At 69.9% G+C, this 21,899-nt stretch carries 22 protein-coding genes; 8 read left to right on the top strand and 14 right to left on the bottom strand.

All coding sequences use genetic code 11. The features are described 5' to 3' along the window. Positions 1 to 19: 19 nt before the first annotated feature. Both F5X71_RS14140 and F5X71_RS14135 read right to left on the bottom strand, forming a co-directional pair. Positions 20 to 871 (bottom strand): fumarylacetoacetate hydrolase family protein, encoded by an 852-nt coding sequence (locus tag F5X71_RS14140; protein ID WP_167462363.1) that lies wholly within the window; start codon positions 869 to 871, stop codon positions 20 to 22. A gap of 37 nt (positions 872 to 908) precedes the next feature. After that, on the bottom strand, positions 909 to 2,297 hold the full coding sequence (locus tag F5X71_RS14135; RefSeq protein WP_238815883.1) for an amidohydrolase family protein: 1,389 nt from the start codon (positions 2,295 to 2,297) through the stop codon (positions 909 to 911). A gap of 149 nt (positions 2,298 to 2,446) precedes the next feature. Here F5X71_RS14135 and F5X71_RS14130 point away from each other — a divergent pair, with 149 nt between their 5' ends. Beyond that, a complete protein-coding gene (locus F5X71_RS14130) occupies positions 2,447 to 3,136 on the top strand; it encodes a GntR family transcriptional regulator (protein ID WP_167462361.1) in 690 nt (229 codons plus the stop codon). 103 nt (positions 3,137 to 3,239) lie between these two features. On the opposite strand, the gene F5X71_RS14125 is transcribed toward F5X71_RS14130, so the two are convergent. Next, on the bottom strand, positions 3,240 to 3,593 hold the full coding sequence (locus F5X71_RS14125) for a YybH family protein (RefSeq protein WP_203218299.1): 354 nt from the start codon (positions 3,591 to 3,593) through the stop codon (positions 3,240 to 3,242). 63 nt (positions 3,594 to 3,656) lie between these two features. On the opposite strand from F5X71_RS14125, the gene F5X71_RS14120 reads away from it, so the two are divergent. Next, a complete protein-coding gene (locus F5X71_RS14120) occupies positions 3,657 to 4,532 on the top strand; it encodes an alpha/beta fold hydrolase (RefSeq protein WP_167462360.1) in 876 nt (291 codons plus the stop codon). 11 nt (positions 4,533 to 4,543) lie between these two features. Here the strand turns inward: F5X71_RS14120 and F5X71_RS14115 are convergent, their stop codons facing one another. Together F5X71_RS14115 and F5X71_RS14110 are read right to left on the bottom strand one after the other, a co-directional pair. Then, a complete protein-coding gene (locus F5X71_RS14115) occupies positions 4,544 to 5,539 on the bottom strand; it encodes a quinone oxidoreductase family protein (protein ID WP_167462359.1) in 996 nt (331 codons plus the stop codon). 20 nt (positions 5,540 to 5,559) lie between these two features. Continuing rightward, a complete protein-coding gene (locus tag F5X71_RS14110) occupies positions 5,560 to 6,201 on the bottom strand; it encodes a dTDP-4-dehydrorhamnose 3,5-epimerase family protein (RefSeq protein ID WP_167462358.1) in 642 nt (213 codons plus the stop codon). Between the two features lie 111 nt (positions 6,202 to 6,312). On the opposite strand from F5X71_RS14110, the gene F5X71_RS14105 reads away from it, so the two are divergent. From F5X71_RS14105 to F5X71_RS14095, 3 genes are read left to right on the top strand one after another with little or no spacing between them, the layout of a single operon-like run. Further along, on the top strand, positions 6,313 to 7,752 hold the full coding sequence (locus tag F5X71_RS14105; RefSeq protein WP_167462357.1) for an NDP-hexose 2,3-dehydratase family protein: 1,440 nt from the start codon (positions 6,313 to 6,315) through the stop codon (positions 7,750 to 7,752). Positions 7,753 to 7,757: 5 nt separating this feature from the next. Then, entirely contained in the window at positions 7,758 to 8,744 is a 987-nt protein-coding gene (locus F5X71_RS14100) for a Gfo/Idh/MocA family protein (RefSeq protein WP_167462356.1), read from the top strand. Continuing rightward, entirely contained in the window at positions 8,741 to 9,676 is a 936-nt protein-coding gene (locus tag F5X71_RS14095) for an NAD-dependent epimerase/dehydratase family protein (RefSeq protein ID WP_167462355.1), read from the top strand. Before F5X71_RS14100 ends, F5X71_RS14095 begins: the two co-directional genes overlap by 4 nt. A gap of 12 nt (positions 9,677 to 9,688) precedes the next feature. Here the strand turns inward: F5X71_RS14095 and F5X71_RS14090 are convergent, their stop codons facing one another. From F5X71_RS14090 to F5X71_RS14075, 4 genes are all read right to left on the bottom strand, one after another. Further along, positions 9,689 to 10,294, bottom strand: a complete 606-nt coding sequence (locus F5X71_RS14090; protein ID WP_167462354.1) for a response regulator transcription factor — start codon at positions 10,292 to 10,294, stop codon at positions 9,689 to 9,691. Continuing rightward, positions 10,291 to 11,445: a sensor histidine kinase gene (locus F5X71_RS14085; protein WP_203218298.1), complete on the bottom strand. Its 1,155-nt coding sequence runs from the start codon at positions 11,443 to 11,445 to the stop codon at positions 10,291 to 10,293. The genes F5X71_RS14090 and F5X71_RS14085 overlap by 4 nt, the downstream gene beginning before the upstream one ends. 268 nt (positions 11,446 to 11,713) lie before the next feature. Then, positions 11,714 to 13,039, bottom strand: a complete 1,326-nt coding sequence (gene rfbH / locus F5X71_RS14080; RefSeq protein WP_238815882.1) for a lipopolysaccharide biosynthesis protein RfbH — start codon at positions 13,037 to 13,039, stop codon at positions 11,714 to 11,716. A 3-nt stretch (positions 13,040 to 13,042) separates the two neighbouring features. After that, positions 13,043 to 13,951 carry an NAD-dependent epimerase/dehydratase family protein gene (locus F5X71_RS14075; RefSeq protein ID WP_167462353.1) on the bottom strand — a complete coding sequence of 303 codons (909 nt, stop codon included), beginning with the start codon at positions 13,949 to 13,951 and terminating at the stop codon, positions 13,043 to 13,045. A 125-nt stretch (positions 13,952 to 14,076) separates the two neighbouring features. Here F5X71_RS14075 and F5X71_RS14070 point away from each other — a divergent pair, with 125 nt between their 5' ends. The 3 genes from F5X71_RS14070 to F5X71_RS14060 are packed head-to-tail and all read left to right on the top strand — an operon-like array spanning position 14,077 to position 16,342. Continuing rightward, positions 14,077 to 14,532 (top strand): DUF1772 domain-containing protein, encoded by a 456-nt coding sequence (locus F5X71_RS14070; RefSeq protein ID WP_238815881.1) that lies wholly within the window; start codon positions 14,077 to 14,079, stop codon positions 14,530 to 14,532. Next, positions 14,529 to 15,569: a methyltransferase gene (locus tag F5X71_RS14065; protein WP_167462351.1), complete on the top strand. Its 1,041-nt coding sequence runs from the start codon at positions 14,529 to 14,531 to the stop codon at positions 15,567 to 15,569. The genes F5X71_RS14070 and F5X71_RS14065 overlap by 4 nt, the downstream gene beginning before the upstream one ends. Further along, the gene (locus F5X71_RS14060) at positions 15,566 to 16,342 is read left to right on the top strand and encodes a tyrosine-protein phosphatase (RefSeq protein ID WP_167462350.1); all 777 of its coding nucleotides are present in this window, start codon (positions 15,566 to 15,568) and stop codon (positions 16,340 to 16,342) included. Before F5X71_RS14065 ends, F5X71_RS14060 begins: the two co-directional genes overlap by 4 nt. Positions 16,343 to 16,374: 32 nt before the next feature. On the opposite strand, the gene F5X71_RS14055 is transcribed toward F5X71_RS14060, so the two are convergent. From F5X71_RS14055 to F5X71_RS14035, 5 genes are read right to left on the bottom strand one after another with little or no spacing between them, the layout of a single operon-like run. Then, a complete protein-coding gene (locus tag F5X71_RS14055) occupies positions 16,375 to 17,577 on the bottom strand; it encodes an aminotransferase class I/II-fold pyridoxal phosphate-dependent enzyme (protein WP_167462349.1) in 1,203 nt (400 codons plus the stop codon). Next, on the bottom strand, positions 17,574 to 18,755 hold the full coding sequence (locus tag F5X71_RS14050; protein ID WP_167462348.1) for a glycosyltransferase: 1,182 nt from the start codon (positions 18,753 to 18,755) through the stop codon (positions 17,574 to 17,576). The genes F5X71_RS14055 and F5X71_RS14050 overlap by 4 nt, the downstream gene beginning before the upstream one ends. Continuing rightward, entirely contained in the window at positions 18,755 to 19,918 is a 1,164-nt protein-coding gene (locus F5X71_RS14045; RefSeq protein ID WP_167462347.1) for a nucleotide disphospho-sugar-binding domain-containing protein, read from the bottom strand. The genes F5X71_RS14050 and F5X71_RS14045 overlap by 1 nt, the downstream gene beginning before the upstream one ends. Before the next feature lie 12 nt (positions 19,919 to 19,930). Next, positions 19,931 to 20,674, bottom strand: coding sequence for a VC0807 family protein (locus F5X71_RS14040; RefSeq protein WP_167462346.1), 744 nt, complete (start codon positions 20,672 to 20,674; stop codon positions 19,931 to 19,933). After that, on the bottom strand, positions 20,671 to 21,879 hold the full coding sequence (locus tag F5X71_RS14035; protein ID WP_167462345.1) for an FAD-dependent oxidoreductase: 1,209 nt from the start codon (positions 21,877 to 21,879) through the stop codon (positions 20,671 to 20,673). The genes F5X71_RS14040 and F5X71_RS14035 overlap by 4 nt, the downstream gene beginning before the upstream one ends. Positions 21,880 to 21,899: the final 20 nt, after the last annotated feature.

Here is a 21,899-nt window from a genome sequence, read left to right as displayed (position 1 = left end):
CCTAGGAATTCGGGGCGGCTCAGTGCCCGGCGATGATCTGGTGACGCATCTCGCCGACGCCACGCACGTAGCTGACCAGTTCGTCGCCGGGCGCGAGGTACCGCTCCGGCGTGCGGCCGAACCCGACCCCGGCGGGGGTTCCGGTGAAGATGACATCGCCCGGCAGCAACGGCGTGATCGCCGACAGGCGCGCGATCAGCTCGGGCACCGGGAAGACCATGTCGGCGGTCCGGCCCTGCTGCATCTGCTCGCCGTTGATCAGGCAGCCCAGTTCCAGATCGTCGGGATCGTCGAACTCGTCCGGGGTGACCAGCACCGGTCCGATCGGACCGAAGCCCGGGTAGGACTTGCCCATGCTGAACTGGGGCGCCGGACCGACCCGCTGCCGAACCCGCTCCGAAATATCCTGGCCCACGGTAACTCCCGCGACATATCGCCACGCGTCACTGGCGGCCACGTGGTGCGCCCGGCGGCCGAGCACCACCACCAACTCGACCTCCCAGTCCACCTTGCCCGGCACCAGCGTGATCGTCCCGTGCGGAGCGGCCAGCGAGGTCACGAACTTGGTGAACACCGCCGGTTCCTCGGGAGCGGCCAATCCCGACTCCGCGGCGTGGTCGGCGTAGTTGAGACCGATCGCGAACAGCTGCCGGGGATTCGGGGCCGGATTGCCGAATTCGGTTGTCGCGACGGCCGACAACGGCGTGCCCTCCTCTGTGACGGTCGCGCAGAACTCGAGCAGTTCGTCCCAGTGCGCATAGGCATCCTGGATGCTCGGGCCGAACCGCCCGCCGCTGGCACGGGCGAGGTCGATGACGGTGTCGGACAAGGTGATCAGCGACAACCGATCCGAGATGGTGGCGAAACGCATGGCATGGACTCCTGACTGAATGGGGTGCGGACGGTCGTCACTTCGACGCGTGGTCACCGTGTGTGGCCGCTGACCGGTAGTCGGTGTAGGTGTAGGGGTTGTCGAGGACCTTGGTCTCGGGGATCTCCGGATTCATACCCTCGCGCCAGGCCCGCTCCCCTATCTCGGCGCGCAGGTAGTCGACCGTCGCCTGCGCCGCGCGGCGCGCACCGGCCAGGTCGACACCGACCAGGCGGTGATCGCGCTTCACGATCCGGCCGTCGACCAGCACCGTGTCGACATCGGCACGCTGGGCTTGCAAAACGATGTGCCCGTGCGGGTTGAGCAGCGGCGTCATCACCGGCGAAGCGTCGTTGCGGACGAGTACGAGGTCCGCCTTCTTGCCGACCTCCACACTGCCGATCTCGCCGTCGCGCCCGATCGCTCGCGCACCACCCATGGTGGCCCACTCGACAGCCTGGTCGGCATGCACCGAGGCATGGGTGACGGTCTCGCCGCGCGCGTGCGCCCGCAGATGTTCGTAGGCGCGATCCGCGCCGAGCGTTGTCCGCATGGCGGAGAACAGATCACCGCTGCACAGCACACAGCTGTCCACCGACAGCGAGACCGGAATGCCATGGGCGCGCAGGGCAGCGGTCGCGGGGTAGCCCTGCCCGGCGCTCTGTTCGCTCTCCGTGGACACCGACACCGATCCCCCGGTCGCCGCGATGCGGGCGTAGGAGTCCGCCGACAGCGTCGAGGCGTGCACATACACCGTCCTAGCCTCCGCGAAGCCGTGCTCATGGATCAGTCGAACGGCGTCGTCGCCGGTCGCTCCCCAGACCCCGGCGTGCGTGGTCACCGCCAGATCGAGTTCGCGGGCGACCTCGAACGCGGGCAGCTCGGGAAAACTCGGATCGCCGGTGACGTCGAAGGCGATCTGGAAGCCCTCGACATCGCCGGACCGGCGGTCGAAGAACTCGCGGAATTCTGTTGTGCCCGTCCAGTTCGCGGGCGCGTCCTGGATATTGCCGTAGGCCAGCACGAACCTGCCAGGCACCGAGGCGAGCGCGTCGACCGCGGCGTCGGCGTGGTCGATGGTCCGCAGGCCGTGCGACCAATCCACGCAGGTGGTCACCCCGCTGTCGATCGCCTCCAGCGCGCCGAGGAGATTCCCGGCGTGGATGTCCTCGGGCCGAAATTTCTTGCCCCAGTTCAGGTAGAACCACACGAAGTACTGCGACAGGGTCCAGTCGGCACCGTAGCCACGGGTCGTGGTCTGCCACATGTGCCGGTGGGTGTCGATCATCCCGGGCATGACGATGCCGCCGCGAGCGTCGATCTCATCGGCGTCGTCGGGAACGACGAGATCGACACCGATGGCGGCGATCCGGCCGTCGACCACGAGCACATCGTGGTCTTCCAGCACGGTGTGGGTGGAATCCATCGTGAGGACCGTTCCGGCACGGAAGACGGTCGGACGTCGAAGGTTGTTCGAGAGCATTGGACGTTTCCTTACTTGCCGTGGACATGTTCGAAAGTAGGCCGAAACTTTCGAAAGTTCAATAGGTATTCGTAAACTGCTACAGTGAGTGCATGGCGAAGAGCGGCGGCACGACCCGTACCGACGGCATTCATCAGGCGCTGCGCGCCGATATCCTCGGCGGTCGGCTGATGCCGGGTGAACGACTCAAGTTCCCGGACCTGGCCGACCGCTACCAGGTCAGCGTCGGCGCCACCCGCGAGGCGCTGACCAGGCTCGTCGCCGAGGGACTTGTGGTGACGAGGCCGCATCTGGGCTACCAGGTCCGGCCGCTGTCGCATCAGGATCTGGCCGAGCTGACGCAGGCGCGAGTGGAGATCGAATCCCTGGTGCTGCGGCTGTCCGTACTGGAAGGTGACATGCGGTGGGAGGCGGACGCCGTTGCGGCACACCACCTTCTGGAACGCACCCGCTACCGCGATCCGGCGGATCCGGACCATCCGACCGACGAGTGGTCGCAGGCGCACGCGGCCTTTCACCGGGCGTTGCTGGCCGGCTGCCGCAACCAGCGGCTGATCGACACGGCCCGCTCGCTACGACAGGAGGCCGAACTGTATCTGCAGTGGTCGGTATCCCTCGGCAACGAACCCGGCCGCGACCTCGCCGCCGAACATCGCGCACTGCTCGACGCCGCACTGGCTCGCGACGCCGACCACGCGCAGGAGTTGCTGCGCGATCACATCGCGCACACCGCCCAGCTGCTGATCAGCTGCGCCCCCGATCAACCCAACGCCAACGAATGAGTGACGGAATCGGCGATGGCACGGCCCAACCCGGCATAGCGGGGCACGGTGGGGTGACGGGATGGTGGTGGGCCGGGATGGCACCGGCACACCACCGCCCGGGTTACGGCACGAGCACCGGCTGGTCCACTACCAGCAACCACGACCCGTCCGGCTGGCGGCGGGCGACTTCGGCGGTCACCTCACCGGTGGTCAGCGTGGTCGCGGTCAGCGCCAGGTCGCCGCTCACCAGCGCCGGATGCTGCCTACCCGGCGAGAGCTGCGGCGCGGCCGCGACGAACTGCGCGAGCACCTTCCGGATCTCCGCATGCCCGGTCGCGACGTTGCCGGGCGGGAACGCCAGCACCGCGTCCGGCTCGTACAACGCCACCAGCCCGTCGACGTCGCCCGCGTTGACGCGTTCGATGAAATATCTGCCCAGGTCGTTCGGCTCGGTGGCCACTTTCTTGTCGGTCATACCCTTAAGCCTCCCAGTGGCGGCGCCACCACGGCGGCCACTCGTCGGCGAGAATGTCGGTCGATGACCGACACCGAACGACATACGCAGGGAATCGCCGACTGGGTCACCACCCGCGACGGACGGCGGCTGTACGCCATGTGGCTGCCCGGCCCGGATACCGGCGACCAAGCCACGCCCACAGTCGTTTTCGAGGCGGGCGCGGGCGCCAGCCGCTCGAGCTGGGCGCTGGTGCAGCCCGAGGTCGCACGGCACACGCGCGCGATCGTCTACGACCGCTCCGGACTCGGCAACAGCGCACCCACCGCATCCGAACGCACCCTCAGCGCCATGGCCGACGACCTCAACGACGTGCTCGACCACTTCGAGCCCGGCCCGTTCCTGCTCGTCGGCCACAGCGCGGGCGGACCCATCGTCCGGCTCGCCGCGGCACGCCGCCCCGACCGGATCGCGGGCCTGGTCCTCGTCGACCCGACCGACGAAGCCGCCGCATCCCTGTTCGGCAAAGGCTTCCGCCGCGCCGAACGCAGAATGATCGCCACCGCCGCCGTCCTCGCACGGCTCGGGCTACTGAAAATGCTGTATCGCAAGCAGATTCGCTCCTCCCCGCCCGACGTGCGCCGTGATCTGGCGCGGGAGGGCTTCGGCCCCGGCGTGGTGCGCACCATGCGCAGGCAGGCCCACACCTTCCTCGACGAACTCGCCGTCTGGCGCGCGAACCCACCCGAGGACGCGGGCGTCCCGGTCACCGTCATCTCGGGTGGCCGCGCGGGCGACGGCATGAACGCGACGTGGCGGGCCGAGGCCAACGCCGCGCACGCGCATCGCGCCGCGACCGCCCACCGCGGCCGCTACGTCGTCGCCGAGCGGTCCGCGCACACTGTCCCGCTGACCGAGCCGGCGGTCATCGTCCGGGAGGTCGCCGCGCTGCTACCGTAAAGCGGTCGCGCTCAGGGGATCTGGAAGACGATCTTGCCCGCGACACTCGCGCCCAGCATCGCCCGGAACCCGGTCGCGGCATCGCGCAGGGTGAATTCCCGCGCGATGCGCGGGCGCAGTCCGGTGCGCACCAGAAAGTCCATCAGTGCCGCGAGGTCCGCTGCGGTGCCCATGCCAGAGCCGACCAGCCGATGCTCGGCGAAGATCAGCGTGTGCAGCGCCCGCGCGGCGGCGACGGTGTCGAAACCGGTGATCGCGCCCGCCCGGTAACCGGAACAGACGATCGGCGCGCCGGGGCGCAGCACCTCGATCGGCCACCACCAGTCCGCGACATCGATGCCCGCGTCGAAGGCAGCGTCCAAGCCGGTGGGCAACGGCTGCTCGGCACTCGTCACGACGGCCGCGCCGCAGCGCCGCGCCAACGCGTGATCGGCGGCGTCGGCCCGGACGCAGACCTCGATGTCCGCCGCGGCGGCGAGCGCGATGAGGGCCGTCGCGATGCTGCCCAGACCGCGGCGCCCGCGCACCACGATCGTCTGACCCGCACGAACCCCCGCGGTCACGAACAACATTCGGTAGGCCGTCAGCCACGCGGTCGGCAGGCAGGCGGCCTCGGCGAAGGAGAGTTCCGGCGGTTTGGGCACCGCGTTGCGGCGCGGAATCGTCGCGCAGCCCGCAAAGGTGCCCTGGTGATAGGAGCCGAGCACCATCCGGTCCGGATCGAGCGCCTCGGGTCCGGTCCATCCCGCCGACCCCACCGACGCGTGCACCACCACCTCCGAACCGTCGGCGAGCGTGCCGGCGCCGTCGTTGCCGAGGATGAGCGGATAGGCGTGCGCGGGCACCCCGATGCCGCGCAGCGTCGCGATGTCGCGCATGTTCAGCGACGCGGCGCGCATCCGCACCGTCGTCCATCCGACCGGCGCCGCGGGCTGCGGGCGTTCCCCGATCCGCAGCGCGGCCAGCGGGTCGGCGGGATCGGGGCGCTGGCAATAGACGGCGTCCATCACGGCGGTCTCCTCGGCCCTCAGCGCGGGCGATAGTGCGGCAGCAGGTCCTGCTCCAGCAGTTCGGCCAGAGTCGGTGCGCCACGGTCGTTTTCGGAAAGGATCGGATCGAATCCGGTGGTCAAGGGCAAACCGAGGGCCGGGTCGAGCACATTCACCGCGAGCTCGCTGCCTGGGGTATAGAGCGTCGAGCACTGGTAGAGCACGCGGGTGTCCTCGGCCGTGGCGACGAACGCGTGGCCGACGCCGGGCCCGAGATAGACCCCGGCGGTCATCCGCTCGTCGAGCGCGACCAGTTCGAACCGGCCGAAGGTCGGCGAACCGACCCGCAGGTCGACCGCGATGTCGATGATCGAGCCACGCACACAGGTCACCAGCTTCGACTGCCCTGGCGCGCGAGCCACCACGTGGATGCCGCGGATCACCCCGCGCCGCGAGACGGAGATGTTCACCTGCTCGAGCCGGACCGGGTAGCCGGTGATCCGCTCGAGCACATCGGTGCGGCTGAGTTCCTGGAAGTGCCCGCGTTCGTCCGGAAACTGGTGCGAGCGCAACAGGTAGACATCCGGCAGCGCGAGCTCGGTCGCGACGATCGTCGCCGGTCGCGCGGCTCCGGACGGCCCGGCGCCGGGCACCGCGGTGTCACCGTCTCGGTGGGGCATGGCGGCGAGGCTAGGGTGGCGCGCTCGAGGATCTTTCGGGGCGCGCTCCAGCCGCACCGGGCCCCATCGGCGTCCCAGTGGTTCTCGAACGCCGCACCGGACCCTGTCCGCATGGGGAATGCCGCACAGGTCGAGCAGCAATCGGTCGCCACCTTCGACGACGAGCTGGCCTGGCGGTTCGCCCGCTCGGCCGCCGTCACCGCGACACCGCTGTGCTCGGTCGACGGCTTCCACGACTGGTTCGCCGCGTGCCGGCGCGCCGATCAGCTGGTCGTCGAGCAGATTCCGTTCGCCGACCTGGTCGGCTGGCAGTTCGACGACGACGGCAATCTGGGCCACGACAGCGGCCGGTTCTTCACCATCGAGGGACTGGACGTGCGCACCGATTTCGGCTTCGTCGAGCACTGGCAGCAGCCCATCATCAATCAGCCCGAGATCGGCGTGCTCGGCATCCTCGTCAAGGAATTCGACGGGGTGCTGCACTTCCTGATGCAGGCCAAGGCCGAGCCGGGAAACATCGGCGGCGTGCAGCTCTCGCCGACCGTGCAGGCCACGCGCAGCAACTACCTGCGGGTCCATCAGGGGCGAGCGGTCCCCTACCTCGAGCACTTCCTCGACGCGAGGCCCGAGGCGGTCCTGGTCGACGTGCTGCAATCCGAGCAGGGCGCGTGGTTCCTGCGCAAGCGCAACCGCAACATCGTCGTGGAGGCCACCGGCCCGGTCGAGACGCTGCCGGGCTTCTGCTGGCTCACCCTCGGCGTGCTGCGCGAGCTGCTGCGCCAGGACAACACCGTGAACATGGACGCGCGCACCGTGCTCTCGTGTGTGCCGTGGCGGATCGATCCGGCGCGGGCCGCCGCCGGTGACGAATTCACCCGCGCGCTGGCGCGTGGGCTCGATCCGAGCGCCGCCGCGCGGCACGGCGCGGCCGAAATACTGCACTGGCTCACCGATCTCAAGGCCAGGCACGAGCTGCGCCAGCGGCTCATGCCGCTGGGCGCGGTCGCGGACTGGCGGCGCGGCGCCGACGAGATCGCCCACGTCACCGGCAAGTACTTCCGCGTGATCGCGGCCAGGGTGAGTGCCGGTCAGCGCGAGGTGGATTCGTGGACCCAACCGCTGCTCGCCCCGGTCGGCCAGGGCGTCGCGGTGTTCCTCGCCACCGCGATCGACGGCGTGCTGCACCTGCTGGTGAACGCCAAACTCGAGGCGGGCGTGCTCGACGTCGCCGAGCTCGCGCCATCGGTCCAGTGCCAGCCGGCCAACCACCGAGACCTGCCCGTCCACCGCAGACCCGCCTTCCTGCGCGAGGTACTCGACGACGAGCTCGGCACCGTGCGCTACAGCGGGTTGCAGTCCGAAGAGGGCGGCCGCTTCCAGCACGCGGACAACCGCTACCAAATCCGTTTGCTCCCAGCTGATTTCCCGCTCACCGAGCCGCCTGGCTTCCGCTGGATGACACCGGCGCAGATCACCAATCTGCTGATCCACAGCAACTACGCCAACGTGCAGGCGCGCAGCCTGATGGCCTGTCTGCTGGCGAGTTGGTGAGCCCGATGCTGCGCTGGGGAATCCTGGGTACCGCACAGATCGCCGAGCGGCGAATGATGCCGGCGCTCGCGCGGCACCCGGCCGCCGAACTCGTCGCGATCGGCAGCCGTGACCCGCGGCGCGCGGCGCGCTGGGCCACACAGCACGGGCTGCGCACCGCGGGCGAATACCAGCGGGTGCTCGACGACGCCGCGGTGGACGCGGTCTACCTGCCGCTGCCGAACGCGCTGCACGGCGACTGGATCGAGCGGTCCTTACGCGCGGGCAAGGACGTGCTCGTCGAGAAGCCGATGCTGCCGCCGCGGCTGGACCGCACCGAGCTCGACACCGCGAGAGAGCTTTTCGCGCTCGCGGCCGACCAGGGACGCACCCTGATGGAGTGCATGACCTTTCCGCGACACCGCCAGCACACGGCGGTGCGTGAGCTGGTCGCGGCCGGCGCGATCGGCGAGCTGCGACAGCTCACCGTCCGGTTCACGATTCCGGAGCGAGCCCCGGACGACTTCCGCTACCGCGCGGATCTCGGCGGCGGCGCGCTGGCCGATCTCGGCTGCTACGCCCTGCGCGCCGCGCTGTTTTTCCTGAGACCCGACCTGCGGGTGGAACATTCGCGCACGCGCCGCGACGACCGCTTCCCCGGCGTCGACCTGTCGGGTTCGGCCCGGTTGCGCGACGGCGCGGGCACGCAGGCCGACCTGGAGTTCGCGATCGGCGCGCCCTACCGCTGCGAGTACCACCTCGCAGGCACCGAGGGCAGCATCTCGGTGGAGCGGGCGTTCACCCTCCCCCACGATCTCGCGCCCCGGGTTTTCCTCGATCGCGCGGGCGATATCCAACAGCTGCATCTGGCCCCCGACGACCAGTTCGGCAACATCCTCACCGATTTCACCGCCGCGCACGAGGGCGCACAACCGGGCGAACACCCCGACGCCGCCGCGACATTGCGAACGATGGAGCTGGCCGCGGACGTGCTCGGCGTGGGGTCGCGATGACCGCCTACACCCCGCGGCGCACCGCGCTCGTGCTCGGCGGCACCGGATTCGTCGGGGGCCATATCGCGAACACTCTGCGCGACAACGGCTATCGCACGGTCACCGGGTCACGCCGGACGGAGTCGAATGATGGCACGCACCGCGCCCTCGACCTCGAAACCGGTGACCCGCGCCCGCTGATCGAGGTGCTGCGCACCGTGCGACCGGCCCTCGTCGTGAACGCGGCCGGTTCCTACTGGGGACTGAACGAGTCGCAGCTGCATCGCTCGTTCGTCACCGCCACCGAGACCGTGCTCGCCGCACTTGCCGAGCTGCCCGAACAACGCCCGCGCTATGTCCATCTGGGCAGCGTGATGGAGTACGGCCCGCTGCCCGAGCTGGGCGCGGTCGACGAGTCGGTGCCCACCCGGCCCGAATCCGCCTACGGCCGCACGAAATTGGCGGCGACCGAGCTGGTCCGCGCGGCCACCGCCGCGGGCACGGTGGACGGCATCGTGCTGCGGGCGACCAACAGCATCGGTCCCGGCGTGCACGCGGGCAGCCTGATCGGCAAGGTCGGCTCGGCGCTGGCCGCGAATCGGGACGGCCGGGCCAGGATCGAACTGTCGCCGTTGGCCGCCCACCGCGACTACATCGACGTGCGCGACCTCGCCGACGCGGTGCTCGCCGCAGCCCGCCCGCGCGCCCCCGTCGACGTGGTGAACATCGGTCGCGGACAGGCGCTTTCGGTGCGCGAGCTGGTCGAGCGGCTGGTCACGATCAGCGAGGTGCCGGTCGACATCATCGAGTCCGCGGCCGCGCCGACCGCGCCGGGCACCAGCTCGATCTGGCTGGAGGTGGCCACCGAGACCGCCGCGCGGGTACTGGGCTGGCGGGTGACCCGCAGCATCGACCAAGCGCTGCACGACTATTGGCGCACCCTCACGCACTGAGCCGGGCCGCGCTCACAGCCAGCCGTTGTCCTCCGCGAACCGGATCGCCTCGATCCGGTTGCGCGAGCCCGTCTTCGAGATCGCGGCGGTGATGTAGTTGCTGACCGTGCTCACCGACAGATGCAGATGCGCGGCGATCTCGGCGACCGTGTCGTGCGAACGCGCGGCCACCAGCACGTCGCGTTCCCGTTCGGTCAGCGGGTTCTGGCCCACCGACATCGCGGCGCGCAGCTGCTGGTCCTCGATGAGCATGCGGCCCGCGACGACCTCGCGGATCGCCTGCGCGATATCGCCGACCGGCGTGTTCTTGGTGAGATAGGCCCGCACGCCCGCCTCCAGCGCGCGGCGCACGTAGCCGGGACGTTCGAAGGTGGTCAGGATCATCAGCAGCGGCGGGTCGGGGCGTTCGGCCAGTTTCTCGGCGAGCGCGAGCCCGCTCTCCTCGCCCATCTCGATGTCGAGCAGCACCACGTCGGGGCGGGTCTCGTCGAAGATCTCCGGCACGCCGGCGCCCGAACCGAGATCGGCGACGACCGTGAGATCGGGCTCCAGCTCGAGCAGCGTGCGGATGGCCCCTCGCAACGTTGTCTGGTCCTCGACCAGCGCCACACGAATCATGCCGACGATTCTGCCGGTCGTGCGGCGGGCAACGGCACCGACACCGCGAGCCGGAACCCGCCGTCGGCCGTCGGGCCCGCGCTCACCGTCCCGCCCAGGCCGCGGGCGCGCTCGGCCAGACCGATCAAGCCGTGCCCGCCACCGCCGGACGAGCGGCCGAAAAGCTCGTCGTTGTCGACGGTCAACTCGACCGCGCGCGGCTGCTCGTGCACCCGGACCGTGATGGCGCAGCGGCTCGCGTCCGCGTGCCGCAGCACGTTGGTCACGGCTTCGCGCACCACCCAGCCGAGCAACGTGTCGACCTGTTCGTCCCACACCCGTTCCGGGATGCGCACCGTGAGGCCGTCGCGCAGCAGCGCGAGGCTCTGCTTGGCGCGCTCCACCTCGTCGGCGAGCGTGGTTGCCCGATAGCCGCGCACGGCCTCCTGTACCTCGAGCATGGTCTGCCTGCCCACCTGCTGCACCTCGGCGGCGGCCGCCGCCGCGGCGTCCGGATCGCGATGGGCGAGCCGTTGCGCCAGTTCGGCTTTCACCAGCATGGTGGCCAGGCTGTTGCCGAGCAGATCGTGCAGATCCCGCGCGATCCGCAGCCGTTCGTCCCCGACCGCGGCCGCGGCCATCGCCTGCCTGGTGGCCCTGGACTGCACGATCTCGAGCAGCAAACGCGCGCGCAGCACCGCGATCATGCCCGCGCCGAACACCATCAGCGCCGCCCCGCCCTCGCCGAGGACCGCCCAGGCGATGGCGCCGACCGCGACCACGCCCAGCGCCGAACCGAGCACCAGCGGCAGCAGATTGACGCACGCGACCGCGGTGAGCAGCAGCACGACCACCCAGGACGTGCCGAAAACCGCTGCGCCCGCCGCCGCGACCGCGGTCATGGCCACAAGCAGTCCGAGCCGCACTCGCATCGGGCGCCCCGCCATATCCGACTGACTCCAGACGAACAGCGTGCCGAAAACGGCGACCGCGCACACGGCGGCGGCCAACCGGCCGACCGGCCACGTGCTCGCCTCCCACAGCGGCAGCGCGAGCGCGATCAGCAGCACATACATTCCGCCGGGCCCGGTGTCGCCCACCCCGACACCCAGATTCCAGATTCGGCGGCGCATCTGGACGACCATTGCTTTCGCGCGATCAATCGGTCGCATACCGCGAATCTACCGGCCACGTGCGCGACCACGCGGGACCGCGCGCGCCGATAGGAGAAAACTCCGCCCCGATTGCGGATCTTCCTCTGTTGTCCGGCGCAGGCGCCGCCGCCGATACTTTCGGGAGTAGATGATGTTGTCGAGCCGGAGGTACGAATATGAGCGGGCCGATGCAGGGGCTGATCCTGGCCATCATTCTGATCACCTTGTTCGTCATTTCCCAGATCATTCAGCGGCGCCGCAAGCAGAACCGCAAGGACTGAGCGGCTCAGCGGACGCCATGGACCGGGCGGGTGGCGAATTCCCGGATGACCGCGACCACGTAGTCGATCATCTCGTCGGTCAATCCGGGATAGACGCCCACCCAGAAGGTGCGCTCGGTCACGATGTCGCTGTTGGTCAACCGGTCCGCGATGCGATGCGGAGCGTGCCGATAAGCGGGCTGACGCAACAGGTTTCCGGCGAACAGGAATCTGGTGTGGATATTGCGGGCGAGCAGGAAGTCCACGATCGCGCGCCGGTCGAACGGCGCGTCGTCGGCCACGGTCAGCACGAAGCCGAACCAGCTCGGATCGCTGCCCGGCGTCGCGTGCGGCAGCAGCAGCCACGGGACGCCGGCGAGTCCGTCACGTAAACGCGTCCAGTTACGCCGCCGCGCGGCCACGAAATCCGGCAATTTACGCAATTGACTCAGGCCGAGCCCGGCCTGGATATCGGTGGTCTTCAAGTTGTAGCCGATATGCGAGAAGACGTATTTATGGTCGTACCCGGACGGCAGCGCGCCGAAATCCTGGTCGAATCGTTTGCGGCACCGGTTGTCCTCACCCGGCTCGCACCAGCAGTCGCGGCCCCAATCCCGCATCGACTCCGCGAGTTTGGCCAACGCCAGGTTGTCGGTGAGCACGCAGCCGCCCTCACCCATGGTGATGTGGTGCGCGGGATAGAAGCTCACCGTCGCGAAATCGCCGAATGTCCCGGTGGTCTGGCCCTGATAGGTGGACAGCACCGCGTCGCAGTTGTCCTCGATCAGGAACAGCCCGTGCTCGGCGGCCAACTCGGCGATCTCGGCGGCCGGGAACGGATTGCCGAGCGTGTGCGCCATCATGATCGCCCTGGTGCGCGGCCCGATCGCGGCGCGGACCCGGTCCACCGTCGTGTTGTAGGTGCCCAGTTCGATATCGACGAATACCGGCACCATGCCGTGCTGCAGGATCGGGTTGACCGTGGTCGGGAAGCTGGCCGCCACGGTGATCACCTCGTCGCCGGGTTTGAGCGCCCGCTCCTCGAGTTCTGCGGTAGTGAGCGTCGCGAGGGCGAGCAGGTTCGCCGACGACCCCGAATTGGTCAGGTGCGCGCGGCGCACGCCGATGGCCTTGGCGAACAACCGCTCGAAGCGTAAGGCGGTGGCGCCGGAGGCGATCCGCAGCTCCAGCGCCTGTTCGACCAGGGCGACCCGGTCGTCCGCGTCCAGCACCGCGCCGGAACTGGGGATCGGGGTCACGCCCGGCTCGAAGGTCCGCGGCCTGCGGCGGTGGTGCAGCGCGCGCACCAGGTCCAGGACATCGTCATCCGCCGGTATCGGCTCACTAGGCACAGCTCATGTGTTACTCGCACCGGTTCGAGCCTCACTGGTGTAGCGCCAGAGCGCCCGCAGCGTGTCGTCGAGAGCGAAGCGCGGCGCCCAGCCCAGCCGCCGGTATGCCCGCTCGATCGAGATCGGCGGCGCACCGGCCGCCGCCCGTGGCGAGCCCGCGCCGCCGACGCCGACCAGCCGCACCGCGACCCCGCTCAGTTCGATCAGGCGGTGCACCGCGAACTCGACCGGCACCGCGGCGCCCGAGGCGATATTGACCACCGCCGCATCCGCCGCCGCGGCCGGCGCGTTCGCCGCCGCCAGCACCGCGGCACCCAGGTCGCGCAGGTCGAGCACGTCGACCGAGCCGCGCAGCGCAGGCAACTCGAGCACCCGCGGCACGGCATCCTCGACCGAGAGCTCGGCCAGCCGATGCGCGATCGACCCGAGCAGGCCCGCACGCGGCGCCCGCGCCCCGATCACCGTCGAACAGCGCAGCACCACGCCGTCACCCGGCCAGCGGCGCAACGCTTCGGTGGCGGCGAGTTTGGTTCGGCCGTACGCGGTTTCGGGACGGGGCGGCGTCGACTCGTCGACCGTGCCGCCGTGCCCCGATCCGTACTCGTACACCGAGCCGAGCTGGACGACCATGGCGGGCCGCGGCAGCGCGGTCACGGCGTCGAGCAGGCGTTGCATCAGCACGGTATTCGCCGTCACCATCTGCGCGTCGCTCACCTGCCACAGCGCGCCCGCCGCGTTGACGACGAGCTCGGCGCCGGACAGCAGCTCGGTCAGCGCCGCGATCGGCGCGGCGGCCACATCGAATTCGGCGCGCCCGACGGGCACCACCCGCCACCCGTGCGCGGCCAGGAACTCGCCGATGCCGCGACCCAGATACCCAGAACCGCCGATCACCACCGCCGTGCGCGTCACCGCAGCCCTCCGCTCCGCCCGCTCGTGCGGTGATCGTGGCCGCCCGCGATCGAGAACGATCGGAGCGCGAATCCAGTGACGCTCGAGACACCCCTGTCATGGTGTGGTCTGCGAAAGGAGAAACCGTGGTCAGGGTGGTAGCGACAGTCGTGGTGTTGCTGGGCAACGGGGTGCTGGCCGGGGTGCTCGTCGCGGTGGCGATCGGGCTGGTCCCGATGTTCGCCGCGTTACCGGCGTCGGATTACGTGCGGGTGCACACGCTGGCCGGTCGATATTTCGACCGGATCATGCCGCCGATGGTGGTGTGCAGCATCGCCGCGGACATCCTGCTCGCCGTCGACACCGATTCTCCGGTGTCACGGCCGCTGTTCGCCGGGGCGGCGCTGACCCAGCTCGGTGTCTCGCTCGTCTCGCAGTTCGGCAACGTGCCGCTGAATCGGCAGGCCCGCGCCACCGATCCGGCCGCGATCCCGCCCGGGTGGGACGACCCGCGCGCACGCTGGCGCACCCTGCATCTGCTGCGCACCGTGCTCGCCCTCGTCGCCCTGCTCGCCAACGCGATCGCGGTGGCCGTGCGATGACCATGCCGGAACTGCGCGACGCCGCCGCGATCAAACAGCTCGCCAACGCCTTCTGCCACGCCAAACTGCTGCTCACCGCGCACGAGGTCGGCGTATTCGACTGGCTCGCCGCCAACGAACCCGCCGACGCGGCCCGGATCGCGGCGGGCACCGCCCTGCACCCGCGCGGCGTCGGTGACCTGCTGCGCGGCCTGACCCTGCTCGGCCTGCTGACCGAAGACGCGGCGGGGTACCGGAATTCGCCGCTCGTCGCGCGCACCCTGGTCCCCGGCACGCCCGAGTACCTCGGCGGCTTCCTGCGCCGCGCCGACCACATGCTGTACCCGACCTGGGGTTCGCTCGATGCCGCGCTGCGCACCGGCGAACCGCAGGCGGCCGGTGCCGGACCGGAAGCGTTCCTGGGCATGCTCGCCGACCCGAAGCAGCGGGCCCAGTACCTGCGCATGATGGATTCGGCGTCGACGCCGGTCGCGCACCGCCTGGCAGAGGTGGTCGACTGGTCGCGATATCGGAGCTTCGCCGATATCGGCGGCTGCCGCGGCAACCTCGCGAGCATCCTGCTCGGGCGGCACACGCATTTGCGGGCAACGGTTTTCGACCTCACGCCGATGGGCCCGGAATTCGACGCCCACCTGTCCGCCCGAGGCGTCGCGGATCGCGCCGAGTTCGTCGCCGGTGACTTCTTCGCCGATCCGCTACCTGAAGCCGACGTGCTGATTCTCGGCCACGTGCTGCACAACTGGTCGAGTGCCGAACGAGCGAAGCTGGTGGACAAGGCGTTTCAGGCGGTGCGGCCGGGCGGGGCGCTGCTCGTCTACGACGCCATGTACACCGGTGAGCCCGCGGATCTGGCACGGGTGCTGGTGAGCCTCAACATGCTGCTGGTCACCGCGGGCGGCTCGGAGTACCCGGTGGCCGAGGCCATCGACTGGCTCACCGCCGCGGGATGCACCAGCCACTCCACGGTGCCGCTGGGTGGTTCCGACACCCTGGTGATCGCGCACAAGGCCCCCGCGAGAAAGGACAGCGAGCGATGACCCGATCCGATCGACTCCGGGTGGACCGGCGAACGGTGTTGCGCCTCTTCGCCGTCGGCGGGCTCACCGCCGCGGTCGCGCACGCGCCCGCCTGGGCCGCGCCCGAATCGTTCATCGATATCACCCTGAATCTGCGGGATATCGGCGGCTACGCGGCGGCGGACGGGCGACGCATCGTGTCCGGCGCGGTGTATCGCTCGGCGGCGCTGTCGCAGGTGAACGACGAGCAGTTCGCGGTTTTGACCAAGCTGCGCCCGCACACCGTCGCGGACCTGCGTTCGACCCAGTCCCGCGCCATCCACGGCCCCGACCGGTTGCCGCCCGGCTCCGTCGCGTTGCTCGCCCCGGTCGGCGACCCGGACCCCGCACCCGCGAGGAACAAACTCGCCCAGCCGGATTCGGACACCCTGGCCGAGTTCCGCAGTTACGTGACCTCCGCCGCCAATCGCGCCGCCTTCGGCCAGGTGCTGAACACGCTCTCGGCCAGCGGCCGGTCCGGCTACCTGTACCACTGCAATTCCGGCACCTTCGTCACCGGCTGGACCACCGCAACCCTGATGACCCTGCTCGGCGTCCCCCGCCCGTCCGTCGACACCGAGTTCCTGCTGTCCAACGAGGCCTACGGCGCGACCGTCGCCCGCACCGAATACCTGGACGCGGCCTTCGCCCAAATCCAGGCCTCCTACCAAACTTTCGACAACTACATCGCCGAGGGTCTCGGAGTGCACGCGGCCGCGGTGTCCCGCCTGCGCGACATCCTGCTCACCCGCTGAGCGCTTCCGGCAGGTCCGAATTCGCCCGCGGGCTACGCCGCCTGGCCGCTGTTCCCGATGGCCGCGCGGATCTCGAATCCGTTGGCGGCGATGAAGGCGAGCAGGTCGCAGAGGCGGGTGATGTCGGCGGGCGCCAGGTCGGCGCCGGTGGGCAGCACGAAGGTGTCGCGGGCGACGCGATCGGTGCCGGGGAAGGCGCGGTCGGTCCGATACGGGGCCATGCGGTGGCAGCCGGGGTAGAAATATCTTCTGGTGTAGACGTTTTCGGCGGCCAGCAGGGCCAGCACGTCGTCGCGGGTGACGCCGATCCGCTCGGTGTCACAGTCGACCACCAGGTACTGGTAGTTGCTGCGCTGGGTCTCGTCGATGTCGAGCAGCAGCAGCCCGTCGACGCCGCGCAGCCCCTGCCGATACCGGTGATAGTTCTCCCGATTCCGAGCGACGAAGTAATCCATCGAGTCCAGCGAGGTCAGGCCCATCGCCGCGGCGGCCTCGCTCAACTTCGCGTTGGTGCCGACCGAGACGACCTCGTCGCCGCCCGCGATGCCGAAATTCCGCATCCGCGCGGCGTTTTCGGCTAGCTCCCGGTCGTCGGTGACCAGCGCACCGCCCTCGAAGGTGTTCACGAATTTGGTCGAGTGGAAGCTGAACACCTCGGCCGTGCCGAAGCCGCCGATGGGCCTGCCCGCGTATCCGCAGCCGAAGGCGTGCGCCGAGTCGTAGATCAGGGCTAGCCCGTGCCGGTCGGCGACGTCCTGCATCGCCTCCAGCGCGCGCGGCCTGCCCCAGATGTGCACGCCCAGAATGCCGGTGGTGTCCGCGGTAATCAGTTCTTCCACCGCGCGTGGATCGGCGCTGCCGGTCCACGGGTCCACATCGCAGAACACCGGTCGCGCGCCGAGCCAGGCGGCGGCGTGCGCGGTGGCGGCGAAGGTGAACGCGGGCACGATGACCTCACCGCGCAATCCGGCTGCCCGCACGGCCAATTGCAGCGCGGAGGTGGCGTTGCAGGTGGCGACGCAGTAGCGGGTGCCCGCGAGTTCGGCGACGCGGCGCTCGAACTCGCGGCTGAGTTCGCCGCCGTTGGACAGCCATCTGGCGTCGAGCATCCGGTCGAATCGATCGAATAGCGCGGCCCGATTGCCGATATTGGGCCTGCCGAAGACCACGGGAGACTCGAAAGCCGGTGTGCCGCCGAACATCGCGAGGTCGGCGCGGTGCTGCTTGGTCGTCATAGCAGGGCCTCCAGATCATCGAGCAACACGTCGACCCCGGGTAGCGCGTGGATCCGACGCTGCAGGCGGCGTGCGCAGCGGCGGAAGCCCGGCTCGGTCAGTGTCCAAGTGCAGGCGTGCGCGATCGCCTCGACCGAGACTTCGTCCAGGGGAACAACGGTGGTGGTGCCGGTGGCCTCGGCCTGCACGGCATTGTGGCGATGGTCGTCGAGCACGGGAATGTTCACCATCGGCACCCCGAGCCGCATCGCCTCCTTCATACTGTTCAGCCCGCCGTGGGTGACGAACAGGTCGGCCCCCTCGAGCATCAGCGGCTGATCGACGAACTCCACCAGCGAGACATTCGGCGGCAGCGCACCGAACGCCTCGGTCTTGCCGCCCGCACCGACCGCGAGCACGGCCGTGCAGTCGACCCGGCCCAGCGCCTCGATCACGGTGCGCACGAAGCCGTCCGCGCCGGGCAAGCCGTAGACGATGGTGCCGAAGCCGGCGAACACGAACGGCCGGTCCAGGTCGAGATCGGCCAGCCAGCCGGGCAGCCGGTCGCTCTGGAAGCCCGCGTTCGGATGCCGATAGCACCGGGTGTTGGGCAGGATCATCTCCGCGGCGGAGTACTCCGCAGGGAGGAAGTTGGCGTGCAGGTAGTGGTAGAGCCGCGCGCCTGCCGGGTCGGGCGCCAGGCCGAACCGCGCCCTGCCCTCGTCCAGTCGCGCGGCCAGTTCGGCGCCGGTCATCGCGTCGACGCCGCCGAACGACGCGATCGAAACATGGGGAATGCCAAGCACTTCCGCGGCGAGGTAGCCGCCGAGCTCGTCCAGTTCCCGGATGACCAGATCCGGCCGCCAATCCTGGGCCAGCGTCAGCAGATCCGCGCACGTGGCCTGTCCCATGTGGCCCGCGAAGCCCTCCGACATACGACGGCCGAGTGTCCGGAACACGTCGGCGGCGGCGGCGAAGTCCAGCTCGCTCAGGTTGGCGGGCAGCCAGCTCGCCACCTCCGCGCGCCAGTCGTACCCGCCGATCAGGTGCGGCAACCCGTAGGCCGCGAGCTCGGCGGCCTGCGGCCGCGGCGCGAGCACGGCCACCTCGTGCCCGCGCACGCGGGCGGCTCTGGCGATCGGTACCAGCGGACGCAGGTGCCCGCTGGCCGGTTGGGTGGTGAAGACGATGCGTGCCATCAGCGTGCTCCTGCCAATTCGGTCAATGCGTCGACCACCTGCGCGACCGGCGGCTGCGCCCGCATCTCGGCGCACAGCCGCTGCGACCGCACCCGGAATTCGTTGTCTTCCAGCAACTGCCGCACCTCCTTGCGTATCGCGTCGGGCTCGAGGGCGCCGCCGAACAGCCATCGGCAGGCACCCGCCGCCGCGAGCTGCTCGGCGTTGGCGACGTGATCGGTGAACAGCGGCGTGAGCAGCTGCGGCAGCCCGTAGTGCAGCGCGGTCATCAAGGCGCCGCCCCCGCCCTGGTGGATGACGAGGGTGCAGTCCGCGAGCAACAGATGCAACGAGGTCGGACCAAGAAAAGTCACCGTCTCCCCGTCGTCGGTGAAGGCCGGAGCCGCCGTCGGACGCGCCAGCACCACCGCCTCCAGCCCGAGTCCCGACAGCCCGGACAGCACCCGGTCGACGAACGGAATCGCCCGCCCGGCAAGCTGTTCGACCGCACTGCTGCCGAGCACACAGACCCGTGGTCGCCGCGGCGGGGGCAGACCCACGTCGGCCGCGACGACCGGTCCGTTGAAGGGAGCGAACCGAATCGGCAAGCGCTCGACCCCGGTCTGGTATTGCAGCGACGGCGGACACGGATCGACCGTGGCGGCCCCCAAGGTCTCGACGGCCGCCAAACCCAGCTCCGCGCACAGCTCACGCAGCGCCTCCGGCTCGAATTCCCTTGTCCGGTAGGTGTAGTCGATGCCCCAGAGGTGCCGAACGGCGGGAATGCCGAGCACCGCGGCGACCAGCGGGCCCGCGTAGGTGGTCGGGTCGAACACGATCAGATCCGGCTGCCAGCGCCGCGCGAACGCCAGCAGCGGCCCGACCGCCTGTTGCGCGATCACCCGGTAGGTCGCGACATTGCCCGCCCCCCAGTGCCGGATGTCGTGCCAGCGCACCGGTCCGTCCTGCTCGACCAGCCAATTGAAGTACTTACCGGCCTGCGCGTGCAGGTCGACGTCCGTGCCGACCACCACGGCGGTCAAGCCGGTCTCCTGGATCGCGGCCGCCAATCCCGCGGAGCTGGCGACCACGACCTCGTGACCGCTCGCGCGCAGACTCCAGCCGAGCTGCACCAGCGGGGTCAGGTGCGACCGCCATGCCCACGTACAGATGATGACGCGCATCCACTCCCCCTTTCAGGCTTCGACGACCGAATCACGCTCCGCCGCGGGCGAAGTGCGCGAGAAGCTGGGTTCCAGGACCGGCGCTGCGGCCGCGTCCCCCGCCGCGCCCGCGCTGTCGCGGCGCAACGCCGCCCGCAACGGCCCGGACAGGCGCACCGTCGTGAAGATCAGAGTCGGCAGTGTGATCAGCGTCGGGAGCTGCCCGGCGAACACGGCGACATCCAGCGGCGTGCTGTAGATGATGACCACTCTGACCACGGCCGAGACGATGAACCCGGCGCCCCACAGCAGGTTGATCAGCCGCAGCCGATCCCGGAACCGCGCGTCGTGTGCCCAGGCGCCTTCCCATGCCGCCACCAACCGCGGCTCGCCCTTGGTCACGAACGGCGCGACGACATCGAAAACCACCGCGCGCCCGACGTAATTCGTGAGCAGTCCGTACACGCCACCGACGAACGGCATCACCGCCGACTTGGCCAGCACCAGTCGCGGGTCACCGGTGATGAACACCAGCAGCAGCGTGGCGAGCAGCATCACCAGGATCATCACCGAGAATGCGTTCACCCGGCGTTCGGTGACCACCCGCCACACCGTGCGCAGTCCGGCCACCACCGCGCCGACCGACAGGGCGATGACCGGCGATACGCCGAAGACGAGGTGCAGCACCACGAAACTGACCACCGGCGCGGCCATGTCGAGCGCCATGGGCGCGGCCGCGGCGAGCGCGCGATAGCGCGGCTTGTTCGTCGGGCTCATCGGGCAGCACCGCCTTCCACCAGAGGTCCGGTCCGGAACAGTTGTTCGGATCCGTGCAGCGAATCGCGCACGGCCGCATAGCCGTACTCCCGCATCTCGGACTCGTACCTGCCGATCGCCACGACCGGGTCCACGCCGTCGACCAGGGCCAGCGCGAGGTATTCGCTCAGCGCGGCCGCGTCGCGCAGCGCGGTATTGGCGCCGATGCCGCCCACCGGCGCGGTCGCGTGGATCGCGTCGCCGAGCAAGGTCACTCTGCTCGGCGACCACTGCGCCCCGGGCTCGGTGACCCGGATGGAGAGCGGAAAGACCTCGTCCACCAGCGATTCCGCCATGATCCGGCGCAGCAGGGGGCTCCAGTCGATGGTGTGTTCGAGAGCCAGCTCGTGCAACCGGGCGGGCGTGAGTGCGAACAAGGCTGCCTCGTCGAGGCCGAAAACCTCACGCGGCGCGACCAACGTCCACTTCAGGTAGCTGTGCACCGGATCGATCGCACTGCCGGGAGCGAACCGGCGCACGGCCGCGCCGACCTCGGTCTGCGGTTGAAAGATGCCGCACGCCAGGGTTTTCGGGCCGGGCGCGAGCACCGGCCGCGAACCGCCGAACAGCACAGGGGGCACCCAGGAGAGGTTGTCCTGGTCCAGGTTCATCTGGCCGTAGATCGCGCGCAATCCGGTGTCGAGCAGGCCGATCTCGGGCAGCAGCTGGCCGCGCACCGCCGAGCCGATGCCGTCGGCGCCGACCAGAACGTCGGCCACCCAGGTGGTTCCGTCACCGGTGTGCACCCGCACCCGATCCCCGGTCTCGTAACCGACCACCGCGGTGTCGAAGTGCACGCTGTCGCCGAGACCGGTCAACAGAATCTGGCGCAGCGTCTTGCGATTCACGACGGTGCTGGCGCGCGCCGGATCGACCGGCCCGTCCGGGCGCCGCACCGAGAAGATCTCGCGCAGTTGCTCGTCGAGCCCGATGCCGCGAGACATGTACAGCGGATTGGCGGTGGCCATGGCCAGCTCGTAGAGGTTGTCCGGCAGACAGGCCGACAGTGCCGCGCGGCCGTGTGCGTCGATGCGCAGCCGCAGACCCTGGAACCGCGCGTGCGCGGACGGGTCGCGCTCGAGCACGGTGGTCTCGATCCCGTTCTTGCGCAGGCCCTGGGCCAGGCACAGTCCGCCGACGCCCGCGCCCGCGATCACCACATGCATCAGCTTCCGGTTCCCTTCGC

The sequence above is a fragment of the Nocardia brasiliensis genome (assembly GCF_011801125.1).
In the GTDB taxonomy this organism is placed as follows: Bacteria; Actinomycetota; Actinomycetes; order Mycobacteriales; family Mycobacteriaceae; genus Nocardia; species Nocardia brasiliensis_C.
This window is presented reverse-complemented; position numbering and strand designations above follow the sequence as displayed.

Bases quoted from the DNA above. Each gene is read 5' to 3' on its own strand.
- F5X71_RS14140 (WP_167462363.1), bottom strand. From the start codon at position 871: ATGCGTTTCGCCACCATCTCGGATCGGTTGTCGCTGATCACCTTGTCC.
- F5X71_RS14135 (WP_238815883.1), bottom strand. From the start codon at position 2,297: ATGGATTCCACCCACACCGTGCTGGAAGACCACGATGTGCTCGTGGTC.
- F5X71_RS14130 (WP_167462361.1), top strand. From the start codon at position 2,447: ATGGCGAAGAGCGGCGGCACGACCCGTACCGACGGCATTCATCAGGCG.
- F5X71_RS14125 (WP_203218299.1), bottom strand. From the start codon at position 3,593: ATGACCGACAAGAAAGTGGCCACCGAGCCGAACGACCTGGGCAGATAT.
- F5X71_RS14120 (WP_167462360.1), top strand. From the start codon at position 3,657: ATGACCGACACCGAACGACATACGCAGGGAATCGCCGACTGGGTCACC.
- F5X71_RS14115 (WP_167462359.1), bottom strand. From the start codon at position 5,539: ATGGACGCCGTCTATTGCCAGCGCCCCGATCCCGCCGACCCGCTGGCC.
- F5X71_RS14110 (WP_167462358.1), bottom strand. From the start codon at position 6,201: ATGCCCCACCGAGACGGTGACACCGCGGTGCCCGGCGCCGGGCCGTCC.
- F5X71_RS14105 (WP_167462357.1), top strand. From the start codon at position 6,313: ATGGGGAATGCCGCACAGGTCGAGCAGCAATCGGTCGCCACCTTCGAC.
- F5X71_RS14100 (WP_167462356.1), top strand. From the start codon at position 7,758: ATGCTGCGCTGGGGAATCCTGGGTACCGCACAGATCGCCGAGCGGCGA.
- F5X71_RS14095 (WP_167462355.1), top strand. From the start codon at position 8,741: ATGACCGCCTACACCCCGCGGCGCACCGCGCTCGTGCTCGGCGGCACC.
- F5X71_RS14090 (WP_167462354.1), bottom strand. From the start codon at position 10,294: ATGATTCGTGTGGCGCTGGTCGAGGACCAGACAACGTTGCGAGGGGCC.
- F5X71_RS14085 (WP_203218298.1), bottom strand. From the start codon at position 11,445: ATGCGACCGATTGATCGCGCGAAAGCAATGGTCGTCCAGATGCGCCGC.
- F5X71_RS14065 (WP_167462351.1), top strand. From the start codon at position 14,529: ATGACCATGCCGGAACTGCGCGACGCCGCCGCGATCAAACAGCTCGCC.
- F5X71_RS14060 (WP_167462350.1), top strand. From the start codon at position 15,566: ATGACCCGATCCGATCGACTCCGGGTGGACCGGCGAACGGTGTTGCGC.
- F5X71_RS14055 (WP_167462349.1), bottom strand. From the start codon at position 17,577: ATGACGACCAAGCAGCACCGCGCCGACCTCGCGATGTTCGGCGGCACA.
- F5X71_RS14050 (WP_167462348.1), bottom strand. From the start codon at position 18,755: ATGGCACGCATCGTCTTCACCACCCAACCGGCCAGCGGGCACCTGCGT.
- F5X71_RS14045 (WP_167462347.1), bottom strand. From the start codon at position 19,918: ATGCGCGTCATCATCTGTACGTGGGCATGGCGGTCGCACCTGACCCCG.
- F5X71_RS14040 (WP_167462346.1), bottom strand. From the start codon at position 20,674: ATGAGCCCGACGAACAAGCCGCGCTATCGCGCGCTCGCCGCGGCCGCG.
- F5X71_RS14035 (WP_167462345.1), bottom strand. From the start codon at position 21,879: ATGCATGTGGTGATCGCGGGCGCGGGCGTCGGCGGACTGTGCCTGGCC.